Below are 15,404 nucleotides of genomic sequence, written 5' to 3'. Positions count from 1 at the left end.
ATAACTTTTTAATAAATTATTCAGTCGCTTCCGTCACTGCCTCTTTTATACTCAAAAATGCCCCGGTCGCTAACAACCCCAAAAAGCGGCATCACTTTCGCTTCTTGGGCAAGTAGCGGCCGAACCGCGGTCTGGCAAAGCCGCCGTAAGACCAGGTGATCATCCCGCAGTCCTGCGTTGACGCCCACGGGATGTGCTGCCTTTTCAGCGTAGCAACGGTTTCCGGGTGCGGGTGGTTGAAGCGGTTGTTGCGCCCGGCCGAAACAAACACCAATTTGGGGTGCAGCGTCTGCAAGAAGTGCGGGCTTGATGCCGTCCGACTTCCGTGGTGGCCAAGCTTAAAGTAGTCAACAGCCAGGTTGTAGTGCGTGGCAATTTCTTCTTCCTGGTCCTGCCCGAGGTCGCCGGTGAAGAGCCAGCTTTTGCCGGCTACTTTAAACGCCAGCGTCAGCGAGTCCTCGTTTTTGCCTAAGCCCGGCACAAACGGATAAAGCACATTGAACCTGATCTGCGGCTCACGCACTTGCTGGCCCGCCAGCAATTCGACCACCTGCTTATCGTGCAGCCGGCCGGCTACGCGGCGCCGAAAAGAGGGGTTGGCGAGCAGTCCTTTTGCCGTATAAAGCTTGCCCACCGGGACCTGCTCGAGCAGCGGGGCAAGGTCACCCACGTGGTCCGCGTCCTGGTGCGTGACAAAAAGACCGTCAATGCGACTTATGCCCTGGGCCTTTAACAGCGGGACCGTGATCTTGTTGACCTGCGGCGTGATTTTTTTGCCGCCAAAGTTGAGCCGCCCGCCCACGTCGATCATGTAAACGCGCCGCGGAAATGGCGTCGTCACCAGTATGCTGTCGCCCTGGCCCACGTCGATAATCGTCACCTGGCCCCGCAGTGGAAAGTGGATCACGGAAAACAGCAGGCCGTACAAAAACGTTACGCCGAGCACAAAGCGGTGCCGCGCGCGGGGGCGCAGCACGTGGTCGTTGATGCACAGCAGCACGGCAGAAGTGAGGAGCATTAGCAGCAGGCACTGCCACCAGTTGATCTTGCCAAAGGTCAGTAGGCCCGCCTTGGTTAGCGCCAATTTGCCAATCAGGGCCTCACACGTTTGCAAAAAGCGCTCAAAGACGGTGCTAACGCCGGGTATAAATGCAAAGAGAACCAGGTTGGCAAACGTCAGCGGCAAAACAACCCCGTTGAAGTACGGCACCACCACCATGTTGAAGACAACCGTCAGAAAGTTAAACTGAAAAAAGTAGAACAGCAGAAGCGGCGTCAAGAGGCAATTGAGCGCAAGCGAGCGCTTAATTGCGGACATTTTGCTAGTCATTTCTAGTCCCAGTGCGAGCAGGTAGCTTAACACGGCGCCGGTCCCCGTCATGAGGCGGGGCTCAAGCAATAAGTGGAACAGGCAGGTCAGCCCCAACAAATCGTACCTGGCAATTTTGACCTTTTTGAATTTGAATAATTGCCCCAGAATATAGGTCAGACTGGCGCGGACGAACCCGGCCTGCCCCGCACTCAAAAAGACGCCCAGCAGCAAAAAAGCCAGGCAGCAAACAAACGTCTCTTCTTCCGTGCGCTTCAGGCAGAAGCAGATGGTGCTGATGACCAGGGTGTAAATGCCCACGTGCAGCCCGGAGATGCTGAGGATGTGGATGACGCCCAGGTCGCGGTAGTTGTCTAAAAGCTCTTGGTTGTCACGGTCCGGATTTTCCCCCAGAATTAGCTCGCTGCTAAAAAAACGCAGGATGCGCGGCATCCGCTCGAAGTATTTTTGCACGTTAAAGCGGAGGTGGTGAAAGAAGTCTGCAATTCCGCCCCCTTTAACCAGCAGCCGGCAGCTGCTTAGTTTAACCTGGCGCCAAATATTCTTGCTCGCGTAATACTGCTTTGAGTCAAACTGACCGTAATTAGAGGCCGGAGCAATCGCTTCCACCCGTCCGCTGGGCTCCGTCAGGATAAGCTGGTGCCCGCGGTCGACCTGGTGGAGCTGCTTTTTGGTCACCGTGCCCGAGACCAAGACCTTGCCCCTTGAAGTGGCGCCCTCTCCTGCTAGCCAGTCGCCGTCAACCTTGACCTGGTCGGGATAGAGCCTGATGGTTGCAGGCATGGCGTCGGTGCGGTCAGCGCTTTTTTTGTGCATGCCGGCAGTCACCAGTGCAAGCAGCAGAAAAAGTCCAACAAGCCAGCGCAGGCGGGCGTACTTGTGCACCAGCAGGCAGAACAGATAAAGCCCGAGCAAAATACACGTGAGCCCTTCTGCCGGTTTTTCGCAGCGGTAAGTCAGTAGACTCAGGTCAACCAGCAAAAGCGCCACCAAGAGAAAGAAGCCGGGACTGAGGACGTCAGACGTCCAACTGGTCTTTAAGCGCCGCAAAGGTCTTGTCCCCGATCCCGGAAACCTGCTTTAGGTCCGCAATATTCTTGAACTCTCCGTTCTTTTGCCGGTAAGCCACAATTTGGGCCGCCTTTTTTTCGCCGATGCCGTTTAGCTTTTGCAGTTCCTGCGTGCTGGCAGTATTGATGTTCACCTTGCCGCCAGCCGGCTCCTCCGTTTCGCCCCCAGACGCCGTCGTTTCACCGCTTGCGCTTGGTCCGCCAACGGAAATAACCACCTCGCTCGCCTTTACCTTCTCACCGGCGTTGGGAATGTGGACTTTGTCCTGGTCCCTAAGAATCAGCGCCCGGTTGACGTTCTTGAGGTTCGCCCTGCTTGTGGTGCCCCCGGCGGCGTCGATCAGCTGCTGGAGCCGGGCACCGCTTTTTAGCGTGTAAACACCCTGGTGCTTGACGGCGCCCGCGACGTCGCAGGTCACGTCCTCCGCCTTTGGGCGCGCTGTTTTATCCGCTGCCGCCCCTTTTTCCTGTGGTTTTGCAGCGGCTGACTTCTTGGTCTCTGCGTCTTGCTGCGTTTCAGCAACCAAACTGCCGCCGTTATCTTCCTTGTTGTCAAAACCGAACCACAGAAAAATACCGCCGATAAGCAGGCCGGCAAGCACATACTGCTTATGGTCTGCGATAAACCGCTTAACCTTTTCCCAATTCATTTTTATCACCCACTATTAAGTACGCAAAAAAGCCCAGAAAAACTTCTGGGCTTATGTTTGCTGGTGGTTAATTTTAATAATGCCGCTTGAGGTAGCTGAGGGCATCCCCGAAGGTGCCAACGGGCACAACCTTCATCTTGCTGCCGATCTGCTTGGCCGTCTTTTTGGCCACCACGTAGTTATTGTCCGACTTCTTCACGACCGTCGCGTCCGTCGGGGCAAAGAAAACCTCGGCGCCCGCCTTATCGGCCGCCACCACCTTCTTGTCAACGCCACCGATAACGCCAACCTTGCCGTCCGCCGTGATGGTCCCGGTGCCGGCAATCTTATGCCCACGGGCGAGCTTTTGGTGGGTAAAAGCTTCATAGCTGGTTAACGTAAACATGAGGCCGGCGGAAGGCCCGCCGATTGCACCCGCGTCAATCGTCAATTTGGGCCGCGTGCTGACTTTGACGTGCTCAACGAGTTGAATACCGATGCCGGGTTTGTTTGTCCCGGCCACCTTGACGATGCGGCCGGCGAAGGTGCGCTGCTTTTTGTCCCGTAGGACCGCAATCCTGACCCGTGCGCCGATCTGCTTTTTTTGGAAGTAGTCCATCATTTCCCGGGTCGAGTGGAACCTGTGTCCGTCAGCCCCCAGGACGGTGTCGCCAATCTGCAGCTTTCCCCTAAAACTCGAATGCTTTTGGACCTGCATCACGTACACGCCCTCGTAGTTCAATTTAGGCTTCAGCCCCGCCTTCTTAGCAGCATGGTAGATGGCATTCTGCTGGCTGGTTTCCATATACCAGTTTTGCAGCTCCTCGTATTGGCTGCTCGTTGCACCGCCCAGCAGCTGGGACTTGGGCACCCGGGTCGCAAATTTTTGCGTGTAGCTCCAAAGCAGCTGCAGGACGGCCGCGGGCTCACTCGTCTGGCTGACGGTTACCAGGTAAAGGTTATTCGGAACCGAATTCTTGGTCTTGACGAACTGGTCAGTGGGAACGGCCGCGCCCGGCATCTCAATGTAGTAGTTGGTCGGCCAGCTTAACCCGACCGCTACCAGGACGATTGTCAAAATGACAAGCAGCCAGTTGCGGGCCCGGTGTTTCCCTTTTTCTTGCGGTTTTAGTTTTTTAGCCATTAATACTGCCCAGCTTTTCTTCTAGTGCGGCCGCCGCTTTTTCCGGCAGAAATTTCCGCACGTTGCCCCCAAACCGCGCCACTTCCTTAATAATGCTCGAGGCGACAAAGCTGTTTTGCGGCTGCGTGAAGAGTAGAACCGTTGCCACGTCGCCGGCCATCACCTTATTCATGGCAGCAATCTGCTGTTCGTACAGGAAATCCGCATTATTGCGGACCCCGCGGACAATTGCGGCTGCGTTTAATTCGCGTGCTGCCCTAACCGTCAGTTCATCGGGCCGCTTCAAAACCTCAATGCGGGGGATGCCCTTCAGCGCATCACGCACGAACTCAACCCGTTCGTCAACGCCAAACAGGTATTTTTTGGACGTATTGGTCATGACAACCACGTAAACCTGGTCAAAAAGCCTGACGGCCTGCTTGGCCACGTCAACGTGGCCGTTTGTAATCGGGTCAAAACTACCCGGGAAAAGTGCAATACTCATTAATTTTCCTTTCGGTAAAAGCGGACAATTGTCTTGCCCAAGTGGTGCTCGCTGGTCAGAATAAAGCCGGCGATTGCGCCCAGATCCGTTTGGTCGTCGGTCTCGGCAACAATAGTTGCCCCCGCATTAAGCAGGTCCATTGCGCGCAGTTTTTCCATGTCCTTAGCAATCTGCTGCTTGGCATACGGCGGATCCAAAAATACCAAGTCAAACTTCTGGGTACCTTGGGCAAACTTTTTTAGTGCGGCGGCAGCCGGCATCTTGTATACAGCAAAGCGCTCCTCTTCTTTAGTCAAGGCAACGTTCTTGCGGATAACCTCGACCGCCTGGTAATTAACGTCGACAATCGCCGCGCAATCACAGCCGCGCGAAACGGCCTCAATCGCCAGGGCACCGCTGCCACCGTATAAATCCAAAACCGCGCCGCCCGCAAAAAACTGGCCCAGACTATTAAAGAGTGATTCCTTAACCTTGTCGCTCGTTGGCCTCGTCTTCTGGCTCTTCAGCGTAAACAAATTGCGCTTGGCGTACTTGCCTGAAATAATTCTCATGATATGTCCGTGTTCTTTTCCTGATTTTCCAGTAGTTTTTCTTCGGCTTCCTGGGCCATGTCAGCTATCTGCTGCTCGATGTGGCCGCTGGACAAGTCTATCTGGTCTCCGCTAGACTGCTCAACGCCCTTGACAAAGTCAAGCCCGCTGAGTCGCGTGACCGTCTGCTCGGCCTGATCCTGGTCAACGTACAAGACGCAGTAGCCCATTTTTTTGGAAAAATAGACGATGTCGCCGTAGCGACGCAACTTGTACTGGCTGCTAGCCGAATCGAGGTAGACAATGAGCCCCTGCCTTTTGGTTAACGGCGTGTCGTCTATGTCTATGTTTACGCTCATCTAATCACGCTCCCGTTCAATTGTTATGCGTTCGTTTGCAGAAATATTTAGTACCAGCCCCACCGCTGCGGACAGAACAATCAGTGACGACCCACCGTATGAGATGAAAGGCAGCGTCACGCCCGTAATCGGCAGCAGTCCCAGGACCGCGCCAACATTGAAGAGCGTTTCCGTAAAAATGATGGTTGCAACGCCAAAGCAGGCCAGGGCATTGAACTGCGAACTGGCATGAACCCCAACGTCCATGATGCTCCACATCAGGTAAAACAGCAGGCCGAGAACCAGGGCGGCACCGATCACCCCAATCTCTTCGGCGGCGACCGCCAGAATAAAGTCGGTGTATGGCTCGGGCAAGTAGCCCCTCTTCTGCATGCTGTTGCCCAGTCCAACGCCGAACAGGCCGCCGTTATGGATGGCGTAGTAAGAATTGACCAGTTGTGCGCCCTCCTTTTGCTCAAGCTCAAAGGGGTGCATGAAGGACAACAGCCGCCGGTACTGGTAGCTATCCTGCAAGAACTTAGGGTTCCACTGAATAAGCAGATAAATCATGAAAAACAGGGCCAGCCCGATCCCAATCAGACAAAGCAGCGCGTTTTTGGCGGGAACGCCGGAAACCGAAAACATCACGACCACGATCATCGCCAAGATGGCCGTTCCGCCCAAATCGGGTTCAATGATAACCAAAAACATCATGACCGCTGCAAGCATTGCGGGTCTCGCCAAGATGCTCACGATATTGCCCGGCCGCAGGGACGCAGCGTGCCGGTCGAGAAAGTAGGCCAGGTAAATAACCAGTGCAAGTTTGGCGATTTCGAGCGGTTGAATATTGATGACCTTAAGGTCGATCCAGCCGACCGAGCCGTTAACGGCAGCGTCTGAGCCCTTAAAGGCCTTGAGGATAATTAGGTAAAACAGCATGGCCATGCTGACACCCAAAAACCAGGCAACAAACCTGGTGTTTTGGTAAACTTTCAGTTTCAAAGCGAAGGTCAAAAAGACAAACAAGAGTGCAGCCAGGACGTAAACTGCCTGTCTAATCCCGTAGGTCCCGGGCTTGAAGCCGTTGACCAGCAGAATATCCGAACTTGCCGAGTAGACCATGATTACCCCAAAAACGACCAGCAGCAGGTACGGAACAAGGATTTTATAATTCAGATGGTGTAATTTCTGTCGCACGCGTAGCTCTCCCTTTTGAGTAAAACATACTCCTATTATAAAACAAAAAAGACCCCACTTCATTAGTGAGAGCCTTTTTAGTAATAATTGCCTATTTACGGTTGCGCTTCTTGTCTGCCTTCTGCCGCTCTGAAGTATTCAGAATCTTCTTGCGCAGTCGAATAGATTCGGGCGTTACCTCACAATATTCGTCATCGTTCAGGAACTCAATTGCTTCTTCAAGCGTCATGTTCTTCGGCGTCCTGATTGCAGCGGCGTGGTCCTTGCCGGCAGCACGCGTGTTGGTCAGGTTCTTACCCTTAATAACGTTGACAGCAATATCACGGTCACGTGAGGACTGTCCAACGATCATTCCTTCGTAAACCTCAACGCCGGCACCGATAAATAACTCGCCCCGCTGTTCAACCGTCTGCAGCGAGTACGTGGTCGACTTGCCCTGACTGATTGAAACCAGAGCACCGTTTTGGCGACCGGGTTCCCAATTCTTGACAACCGGCTTGTAGGAGTCGAAGCTGTGGTTCATAATGCCGTAGCCCCCGGTTTGGGACATGAATTCGTTGTTGTAGCCAATAAGGCCACGGGACGGGACAATAAAGTCCAAACGTGTCTGGTTGTTGCCCGTTGACGCCATGTTCTTCATCTCGCCCTTGCGCTGCGACAACGCATCGATGACGGAACCAACATACTGGTCCGGCGTATCAACCTGCACCGCTTCAAAGGGCTCGCACATCTTGCCGTCGATTTCGCGGTAGATAACCTTAGGGCGGGACAGTTGAATCTCAAAGCCCTCGCGGCGCATCTCTTCAACCAAGATTGACAGGTGCAATTCGCCACGGCCAGAAACGGTCCATGCGTTCAACTGGTCCGTTGGCTCAACCTTGAGCGAAACGTCGGTCCGCGTTTGCTTGATCAAGCGATCTTCCAGCTTCTTAGGGGTCACCTTGTCCCCTTCACGACCGGCAAACGGCGAGTCATTAGCCACGAAGTCCATTTGCAGCGTCGGTGGATCAATCTTGAGCAGCGGCAGGGCTTCCGGATTTTCGGCAGAAGCGATGGTGTCACCGACAAAAATGTCGTTGATTCCGCTGATTGCGATAATGTCGCCGGCCTTGGCAACGGTGATCTCATTGCGCTTCAGTCCGAAGAAGCCAAACAGCTTGGTCACGCGGAAGTTTTGGGTGGAGCCGTTCTGCTTCATGACGGTGATGTTGTCACCGACCTTGACCTGGCCCCGGTAGACCCGGCCGACACCGATCCGGCCAACGTAGTCATCCCAGTCCAGCATCGTAATCTGGAACTGCAGCGGCTGGTCGATGTTATCGATTGGGGCAGGAATCGCCTTGATGATTGTGTCAAAGATTGGCGCCATCGTCTCTTCCTGCTTGGCGGGATCCGCATCATAGGAAGAGGTACCGTTTAAAGCGGACGCATAGACAACGGGGAAGTCCAGCTGTTCGTCATTTGCACCCAGCTCGATGAATAATTCCAATACTTCATCAAGAACTTCCTTCGGGCGGGCACCGGGACGGTCAATCTTGTTGATCACAACGATCGGTTTAACCCCGGCTTCTAACGCTTTTTTCAGAACGAAACGAGTCTGTGGCATTGTGCCTTCGTATGCATCGACCAAAAGCAGGGCGCCGTCAACCATGTGCATGATGCGCTCAACCTCACCACCGAAGTCGGCGTGGCCCGGTGTATCCAGGATGTTGATGGTCGTATCGCCGTACTTAACCGCAGTGTTCTTAGAAAGAATAGTGATACCACGTTCACGTTCGATATCGTTTGAGTCCATCGCCCGGTCTTCCAAAGCCATGTGCTCAGGCAGAGTGTCGGATTGCTTCAACAGCTGGTTAACCAGGGTGGTTTTACCGTGGTCAACGTGTGCTATGATAGCTATATTCCTAATATCGTCTCTTCTTTTTTCTGACAAAAGTATTCCTCCTCCACTCCTCAATAAAAAAACTGTGACGTTGTCACAGTTTCGGCGGCACGTCAAAAACATGCTAATCGAAGTGTTTCATATCTGTATATTTACGCTCATTGATTTTACCACCATGAGCATCTACTGGTCAACGTTTATCCCTCTTTTTCAAATTAAAAATTTAGTATAGAATAAAAAGCAGACAAGCAAGCCTTGCTTATGGTAAAAATATAGGTGTACCTTTTAATGAAAGAGTGATTTTAAGTGATATTAATGAAAGACATTACCCGCGACGGCAATCCAGTACTGCGCCAGGTGGCCCAGCCCCTGACCTTCCCGTTAAGCGCGCACTACCAAGAGCTGGCACGCGCCATGATGGAGTACCTGATTAATTCCCAGGACCCCAAGATTGCGGAAAAACACCAGTTGCGGGCCGGCGTCGGTCTCGCTGCACCCCAGGTGGGTGAAAGCGTGCAGATGGCTTCCCTGCTTGTGCCCAACGACAAGGGGGAAATCATCTTCAAGGAAACCTTCGTCAACCCGGAAATCTTGTCGGAATCGGTCCGCCAGGCCTGCTTGAGCGAGGGCGAGGGCTGCCTGAGCGTTGACAAAGTGATTGACGGCTACGTTTTGCGCCCGGACAAGCTGAAGATCCACTACTTCACAACTGCAGGGGAAGAAAAAACCATCCGGCTGAAGGACTACCCGGCCATCGTTGCCTCACACGAAATCGAACACCTGCGCGGTCACCTCTTCTACGACCGCATCAATAAGGATGATCCCTTCAAGCTAGATGACGATACCGTCATCATTTACTAACCCCCCAACAAAAGAGCCGCCAGCCCCGTTTGACGGCTCTTTTGTTGGGCGATCAACGTGTTTCTATACTTGAAATAACAAATATGGTAGAATGAAAATAACTGTTGGACATTTTTTGGTGTCCACAAAGAACGTTTTTATAACTGAATAAGGAGAATACAAATATGATCTACAAAGTTTTGTATCAAAAAGACAAGGTTGTCAATCCCCGGCGGGAAACAACCCAGACTCTGTACCTAGAGGCAGAAAACATGGTCGATGCCAGAACTTTGGTTGAGAACAATACCCCCTATAATATTGAACTCATCCAGGAACTGGTCGGAAATTCATTGCAATATGAAAAAGACCACGGCGATTTTAAATTAACAACTTTTAACAGTAAAGAAGTAAATTAAGTGCGAATTAAAAATAACGAAGTAGCCGTTGTTGCAATCGGGGGGTTGCACGAGATCGGCAGAAATATGTACTGTGTCCAATACCAAGACGAAATCATCATCATGGATTGTGGAATCAAGTTCCCCGAGGATGACCTGCTCGGCATCAATTACGTGATTTCCGACTATTCATACCTGATCAAGAATCGGAGCAAAATTAAGGCCCTGGTGGTTAGCCACGGGCACGAAGACCACATCGGCGGCATCCCCTTCTTGCTGGAAAAGATTCCGGAAATTCCCGTTTACGCCACGCCCTTTGCCCTGGCACTGATCAAAGGCAAGCTCGACGAGCACGGCATCCTGCGGACGAGTGAACTGCACGAAGAACACGAAGACACGATTTTGAAATTTAAGAAGCTGACAGTTACCTTCTTCAGAACGACCCACTCGATTCCCGACACGCTGGGAATCGCCGTCCACACGCCGCTTGGCGCCGTTGTTTTCACGGGCGACTTCAAGTTTGACCTGACCCCGGTCATGAATCAGCCGTCACCCAACTTTCAGCGCATTGCCAGGCTGGGCGATGAGGGCGTCCTCGCGCTGCTATCCGATTCAACGAATGCCGAGGTGCCCCAGTTCACCAAGTCCGAGCGCTTTGTCGCCAAGTCGCTGCACGACATCATTACGGGCATTCACGGCCGGATTATCTTTGCGACTTTTGCCTCCAACCTCTACCGGGTGTCAACGGCGATTCAGGCCGCAATCGATACCGGCAGGAAGGTAGCCATCTTCGGACGGAGCATGGAAAACGGCGTTCAGAACGGCATCGACCTGGGCTACCTCAATGTCCCTGAGGGTCTGATTGTTGATGCTAACGAGATCAACCACACCCCACCTGACCAAGTCATGATCCTGTGTACCGGTTCACAGGGCGAGCCGCTGGCCGCCCTCTCCCGGATTGCGAACGGCACGCACCGACAGATCAGCTTGCAGCCCAACGACACGGTAATCTTCTCGTCGAACCCGATTCCGGGCAACACCCTGAGCGTCAACCACGTCATCAACAAATTAATGGAGGGTGGTGCCCATGTCATCCACGGACGCGTCAACAACGTCCACACCTCCGGACACGGCGGCCAGGAAGAGCTGAAGATGATGGTCCGGCTGACCAAGCCGAAGTACATGATTCCCGTGCACGGCGAGTACCGCATGCAGGTCATCCACACCGAACTCGCGCAGGCCGCCGGCGTTCCGGCCGACCACACCTTTGTTTTGGAAAACGGCGAGGTGATCTGCTTTGGTCCTGAAGGCGCACGGATTGCGGGTCACGTGCCGGCCGATGATGTTTACGTTGACACTTCTGGCACCGCCGACGTGGGCAACGTGGTCGTTCACGACCGGCAGGTGCTGTCGGAAGACGGACTTGTGGTCATCGTTGCCACGGTTGATTACAAGCACAAGCGCGTTTTGGCCGGACCGGATGTGCTCAGCCGCGGCTTCGTCTATATGCGTGAGTCGACTGAGCTGATTAACCAAGCACAAAAGCACATTTACCACGTCATTAAAACCGAGATGGATAAAACCGCCAATCCCAAAGACAGCGTTATTCGCAAGGCAATCGTTGAGAACCTCTCCGACTTTTTATATTCTAAAACTAAGAGGCGACCGATGGTTTTGCCGATGTTAGTTGAAAAGAAATAAAAAAAGCCCCTTAACGGGCTTTTTATTTTAGACGTTAAGAAAGATGAACGATAAGTTGCACATACACCTCCTCGTAAACGAAACGGCCGGAAACGGCCGGAGTCAGAAAATATTGGATCAGACCGTCTTGCTCCTTGTCAGTGAGGACATCACGTTCGACATCATGAAGAGCACCTACCCCGGTGAGGCCATTGCGCTGGCCGAGCACTATGGCGATAAAAGACACGCCGCAAGCGAAGTCCTTATTGTGATTGGCGGCGACGGCTCGCTCAATGAAGTTTTGAACGGGATCAAGCGGTCGCGCAACCCGCTAACGCCCTTTGCCTACCTGCCCGCCGGAACGGGCAACGACTTTGGGCGCGCCGCCGGATTGACCACCGATCCCAGGGTCTTGCTCGGTCACCTCAAGGCAAATTTAGAACCTGTTGAAGTAGACTGCGGAACCTTTAGGCTGCCCGGCTTCAGCCAAAACACATTCTACTTTGCTAATAGCTTTGGCATGGGCTTCGACGCCTACGTCAACCACCTGAGCAATATCTCCCAGCTAAAAAAGGTGCTCAATAAAATAAATGAGGGCAACTTTATTTATGGTCTCCATATCCTTACCTGCCTGCGCAAGCAGGACACCTTCAAAGTCGAGATTGAGAGCAGGGGCAAGACCAAGATTTACCAGGATGCTTTTTTGGTGACAACTACTAATCATCCGTATCTTGGCGGTGGCATCCCCCTGCTGCCGGTTGCCAGCATCAACAGCCATAAGCTCGATACCGTTATCGTGGAAAAATTCACCTTGAGGGGCTTAATCAAGCTGTTTGTCAAACTGCTAAGGGATGGTTCACACGTTGGCTGCCCCGAATTTCACTACGTCGAGGCCGAACAAATCAGGGTCAAGACCACCAAGAAGGAATTTGCCCAGGTTGACGGCGAAGAGATCAAGCGCAGCCGCTTTGACGTTGAGTTCACCGTGGACCAGTTTAACCTGCTAAGGTAAAATTAAACGACCAAAAAACCCCATTCCTTAAAGAATGGGTTTTTTGTTATGCAATGAACCTGGCAACTAATATAGCTATCTCCCTAATTAAAGGCCATTCTTTGCAGCATGCAATCCGCAAATTTGCTGGCGGCAGCGGGCCAGGAAGGAACACTTTGCCCGTCGTAGGCCCGCTCGACCAGGTCAATCACCGGGCTGAATTTCGCCGGCACGTGGCTTAAAGCCTCACCGGCCCCAGAAATTGCTATTCGATCTTGAACTTGTACAGGCCAAAGTCCATGTAGTGCAGCAGGCTATCCAGGGACGTGGGCCGAAAGTTCTTCCCGGTCGTGAGGATGGCGTACCGGCCGCCGTCGTCAACCAGTTTTTTCTTGGTCGTCCTGAAGCCGTTGTGCTCATAAAATTCGAGGCGGCTGACGCGCTGCTGATAATTCCGGGCCTTAGTGGTCACCGGTTCAATATCCAGGATAATCGGCTTGCCCTGAAACTGCTCCTTCAATTGGTCCAAGACCCGGCTGCCATAGCCGTGACCGCGCTTGCCCGGCACAATCGCAATGTAGCCCAGATACACCGCATCCTCATCCTCGGCCATGAAGACCATGCCCACAAAGTGGTTACCGTCATGCACGGCCTGCAGGGCTACGTTCTTGCGCAGCGCCATGAATAGCAGCTGCGGGAGTAAGAAGCGTTCTTCCTTGGGGAATGCGGACTTGTACAGCCTTTTGACTGCGCGGTAGTCGGCCGTTCCCCACTTAACATTATTAAATCGTAAAATAAATATCCTAACTTTCTTGTTAAATCATCAATAATTCCGTTTGTTAACACCAGTATAACAAAATTTGTGCTGATTTTAAAATGCCTCAAACGAGCCGTTCCTGCGTTCCTTCCTGATGCTGTACGTGAAGAAGAGGATGCCAACCAGCATCCAGACCACGTTGACCAGCAGGAAGAGCAGGACCTTGCCGGCGGAAACGCTGCGGCCCAGGTATAATTGACGGACAATCTCCACCCCGCCCACGTACGGAATCAGCTCCTGGAAGTTGTTGTAAACCGGCAAGGCGACGTTGGAAAACATGAGTAGGAGTGCCTGCAGGACGGTTGCCCACTGCCCCATCTGCTTGAAGCGGATCGAGCCGGCGGCAAAGATCATGCCGATGCCGAACATGCCGAGATTGGAAACAAGCGCAAAGAGCATCGTCAAGACGATGGCCCACAGCAGCTCGCCCACGGTGAACTGCGAAAAAAAGGACACGCCAACGCCAAGAATGATGAGGTAGACCCAGACGAAGATTTCCGTGGCCAGCGTCTGGATAAAGTACAGCAGCCACAGCGGAAAGACCGACTGGGCCTCGCTTTCAAGCAGGCCCGTCCGCTCGTCTACTTCTACCTTGTTACTGCAGGCACCCATGGCGGAAATGCCGATGCTCCAGAAGAGAAAGCCGATGAGCGTGATCAAAACGCCCTCTTTTGTACCGTACGAGCGGCCCAGTTGGCCGGAATCAGTCGCAAACAGCACGACGAAGAGCGCACCCGCATAGAGAACGAGCTCACTGATTGTTGCGTTGAGGTACCTCAGCTTGATTTTTAGTTCCAGGTATAGCTGCACGAAGAGCATCGTCCAGAGTTTTTTGATTTTTGGCATGGTGGACCTCCTAGTTATTAGCGTAGAGCGCGTGGTAGTCAGCGATTAACTCCTCTTCGCCCAGCTTGTGGCCGGTTTCCCGCGCAATCTGACCGTCCTTAAGAAACAGGTAGCGGTCGACCACGCCGGACAGCATCTGCGTATCGTGCGAGGAGAGAACAATCACCTTGTGGTAGTCGTTTTTCAAGGTCAGAATGAACTGCGCCAGTTCTTCCTGGGCGGCTATGTCTAGTCCGTTGGACGGCTCATCCAGCAGCAAGACGTCGGTTTCCATGGCCGCACCGACCAGGACCGCCGCCTTTTTCTTGAGCCCCGTTGACAGTTCCTGGAAAAGCGTGTTCAGCCTAGGTGCAAAATCCAGCGTGGCCGCCATCTCTTCGATGTTCCGCGCAGTTTTTTTGAGGCTGATGCCCTTTAGCGACGAAAAGTACATGCCGTTCTCCAGCGTGTTCAGCTTGTTGCGCAGTCCGCGTTCACCCGAGGCAACAAAGTCGGTGTGCAGGCTGGCCCACTTGGTGTAGCCTGCGTCTGCCTGGTCATTGATCAGCCTGCCGGTGGTCGGTTCCAAAACACCGGCCAGGAGCCGGAGCATGGTTGACTTCCCAACGCCATTAGGGCCAACCAGGCCGATAACTGCGGGCTTCAGGGGAATGGTCAGGTTGATATTGCGCAGCACCGGGTTCTTTTTGTAATTCTTGCTTAAATCTTTAAAAACGATTGCCAAATTCACCACTGCCTTACATTATGATTAACAAATAATTAAATTAACTCATTAAATTATACCATTACCCCCCCGATAAACAATAAAAAAGTGGTAAATACTTACCACTTTTTTCAGTCTAGGCCAGGTAGGAGACCGCCACTTGGAGCTGCGTAAGCGTCATTACCCTGTCGACCAAACCGCCCCGCTTCGTCCTAGCGGCAAGCACGCCATTTTCCTGGTTGAATTCGCAATCCGCAACACGCGCCAGCCTGGCGGCCATTTCTGCCAGCTCACCATCACTTGCGCTGGGGTCGAGTTTAAAGAGGGTGCGCCCGTCATCACTGACCAGGTAACCTTCCTCGTCTTTTTCAATGAAGCAATAAACCGCTTCGCCCAGGGCGTCGCGCACGGGCGTTGCCACTTCCAGAGTATTGGGGCCAAACGGAATCACGTGCGTATTAGTGGCCATCCAGTTGCCGATTGCCTTTTTCAAAGCCTGAATTTCTGCTGTTTCTTTTGTCATTTTCT

At 53.0% G+C, this 15,404-nt stretch carries 17 protein-coding genes; 4 read left to right on the top strand and 13 right to left on the bottom strand.

All coding sequences use genetic code 11. The features are described 5' to 3' along the window. Nucleotides 1–91: 91 nt before the first annotated feature. The 8 genes from AC2JF6_RS00215 to typA all read right to left on the bottom strand — a co-directional run bounded on the left by AC2JF6_RS00215 (nt 92) and on the right by typA (nt 8,655). On the bottom strand, nt 92–2,380 hold the full coding sequence (locus AC2JF6_RS00215; RefSeq protein ID WP_500728729.1) for a DNA internalization-related competence protein ComEC/Rec2: 2,289 nt from the start codon (nt 2,378–2,380) through the stop codon (nt 92–94). After that, on the bottom strand, nt 2,349–3,050 hold the full coding sequence (locus AC2JF6_RS00210; protein ID WP_500728728.1) for a helix-hairpin-helix domain-containing protein: 702 nt from the start codon (nt 3,048–3,050) through the stop codon (nt 2,349–2,351). Before AC2JF6_RS00210 ends, AC2JF6_RS00215 begins: the two co-directional genes overlap by 32 nt. A gap of 73 nt (nt 3,051–3,123) precedes the next feature. Beyond that, nucleotides 3,124–4,173, bottom strand: a complete 1,050-nt coding sequence (locus tag AC2JF6_RS00205; RefSeq protein WP_500728727.1) for a SepM family pheromone-processing serine protease — start codon at nt 4,171–4,173, stop codon at nt 3,124–3,126. Then, nucleotides 4,166–4,657, bottom strand: a complete 492-nt coding sequence (coaD, locus tag AC2JF6_RS00200; RefSeq protein WP_500728726.1) for a pantetheine-phosphate adenylyltransferase — start codon at nt 4,655–4,657, stop codon at nt 4,166–4,168. Before coaD ends, AC2JF6_RS00205 begins: the two co-directional genes overlap by 8 nt. Further along, complete coding sequence (rsmD, locus tag AC2JF6_RS00195) at nt 4,657–5,208, bottom strand: 16S rRNA (guanine(966)-N(2))-methyltransferase RsmD (RefSeq protein WP_500728725.1); 552 nt, start codon at nt 5,206–5,208, stop codon at nt 4,657–4,659. Before rsmD ends, coaD begins: the two co-directional genes overlap by 1 nt. Then, the gene (locus tag AC2JF6_RS00190) at nt 5,205–5,546 is read right to left on the bottom strand and encodes a YlbG family protein (protein ID WP_500728724.1); all 342 of its coding nucleotides are present in this window, start codon (nt 5,544–5,546) and stop codon (nt 5,205–5,207) included. The genes rsmD and AC2JF6_RS00190 overlap by 4 nt, the downstream gene beginning before the upstream one ends. Then, nucleotides 5,547–6,722, bottom strand: coding sequence for an FtsW/RodA/SpoVE family cell cycle protein (locus AC2JF6_RS00185; protein WP_500728723.1), 1,176 nt, complete (start codon nt 6,720–6,722; stop codon nt 5,547–5,549). A gap of 91 nt (nt 6,723–6,813) precedes the next feature. Then, the gene (gene typA, locus AC2JF6_RS00180; protein ID WP_500728722.1) at nt 6,814–8,655 is read right to left on the bottom strand and encodes a translational GTPase TypA; all 1,842 of its coding nucleotides are present in this window, start codon (nt 8,653–8,655) and stop codon (nt 6,814–6,816) included. A 255-nt stretch (nt 8,656–8,910) separates the two neighbouring features. Between typA and def the strand changes: the two genes are divergently transcribed. The 4 genes from def (at nt 8,911) to AC2JF6_RS00160 (ending at nt 12,531) form a co-directional block, all read left to right on the top strand. After that, a complete protein-coding gene (gene def / locus AC2JF6_RS00175; RefSeq protein ID WP_500728721.1) occupies nt 8,911–9,465 on the top strand; it encodes a peptide deformylase in 555 nt (184 codons plus the stop codon). Nucleotides 9,466–9,629: 164 nt separating this feature from the next. After that, a complete protein-coding gene (locus AC2JF6_RS00170) occupies nt 9,630–9,860 on the top strand; it encodes a DNA-dependent RNA polymerase subunit epsilon (RefSeq protein WP_500728720.1) in 231 nt (76 codons plus the stop codon). Further along, nucleotides 9,861–11,540, top strand: coding sequence for a ribonuclease J1 (gene rnjA, locus AC2JF6_RS00165; protein ID WP_500728719.1), 1,680 nt, complete (start codon nt 9,861–9,863; stop codon nt 11,538–11,540). Between the two features lie 43 nt (nt 11,541–11,583). Beyond that, nucleotides 11,584–12,531, top strand: a complete 948-nt coding sequence (locus tag AC2JF6_RS00160) for a diacylglycerol/lipid kinase family protein (RefSeq protein ID WP_500728718.1) — start codon at nt 11,584–11,586, stop codon at nt 12,529–12,531. Nucleotides 12,532–12,614: 83 nt separating this feature from the next. Here AC2JF6_RS00160 and AC2JF6_RS00155 read toward each other — a convergent pair whose 3' ends face one another. The 5 genes from AC2JF6_RS00155 to AC2JF6_RS00135 all read right to left on the bottom strand — a co-directional run bounded on the left by AC2JF6_RS00155 (nt 12,615) and on the right by AC2JF6_RS00135 (nt 15,399). Next, nucleotides 12,615–12,743: a hypothetical protein gene (locus tag AC2JF6_RS00155; RefSeq protein WP_500728717.1), complete on the bottom strand. Its 129-nt coding sequence runs from the start codon at nt 12,741–12,743 to the stop codon at nt 12,615–12,617. 32 nt (nt 12,744–12,775) lie between these two features. Further along, on the bottom strand, nt 12,776–13,249 hold the full coding sequence (locus AC2JF6_RS00150; RefSeq protein ID WP_500729089.1) for a GNAT family N-acetyltransferase: 474 nt from the start codon (nt 13,247–13,249) through the stop codon (nt 12,776–12,778). A 132-nt stretch (nt 13,250–13,381) separates the two neighbouring features. Continuing rightward, a complete protein-coding gene (locus tag AC2JF6_RS00145) occupies nt 13,382–14,173 on the bottom strand; it encodes an ABC transporter permease (protein ID WP_500728716.1) in 792 nt (263 codons plus the stop codon). A 10-nt stretch (nt 14,174–14,183) separates the two neighbouring features. Further along, nucleotides 14,184–14,897, bottom strand: coding sequence for an ATP-binding cassette domain-containing protein (locus AC2JF6_RS00140; protein WP_500728715.1), 714 nt, complete (start codon nt 14,895–14,897; stop codon nt 14,184–14,186). A gap of 115 nt (nt 14,898–15,012) precedes the next feature. Beyond that, nucleotides 15,013–15,399, bottom strand: a complete 387-nt coding sequence (locus AC2JF6_RS00135; protein ID WP_500728714.1) for a DUF1828 domain-containing protein — start codon at nt 15,397–15,399, stop codon at nt 15,013–15,015. Nucleotides 15,400–15,404: the final 5 nt, after the last annotated feature.

Source organism: Lactobacillus sp. XV13L (assembly GCF_059900875.1).
This window is presented reverse-complemented; position numbering and strand designations above follow the sequence as displayed.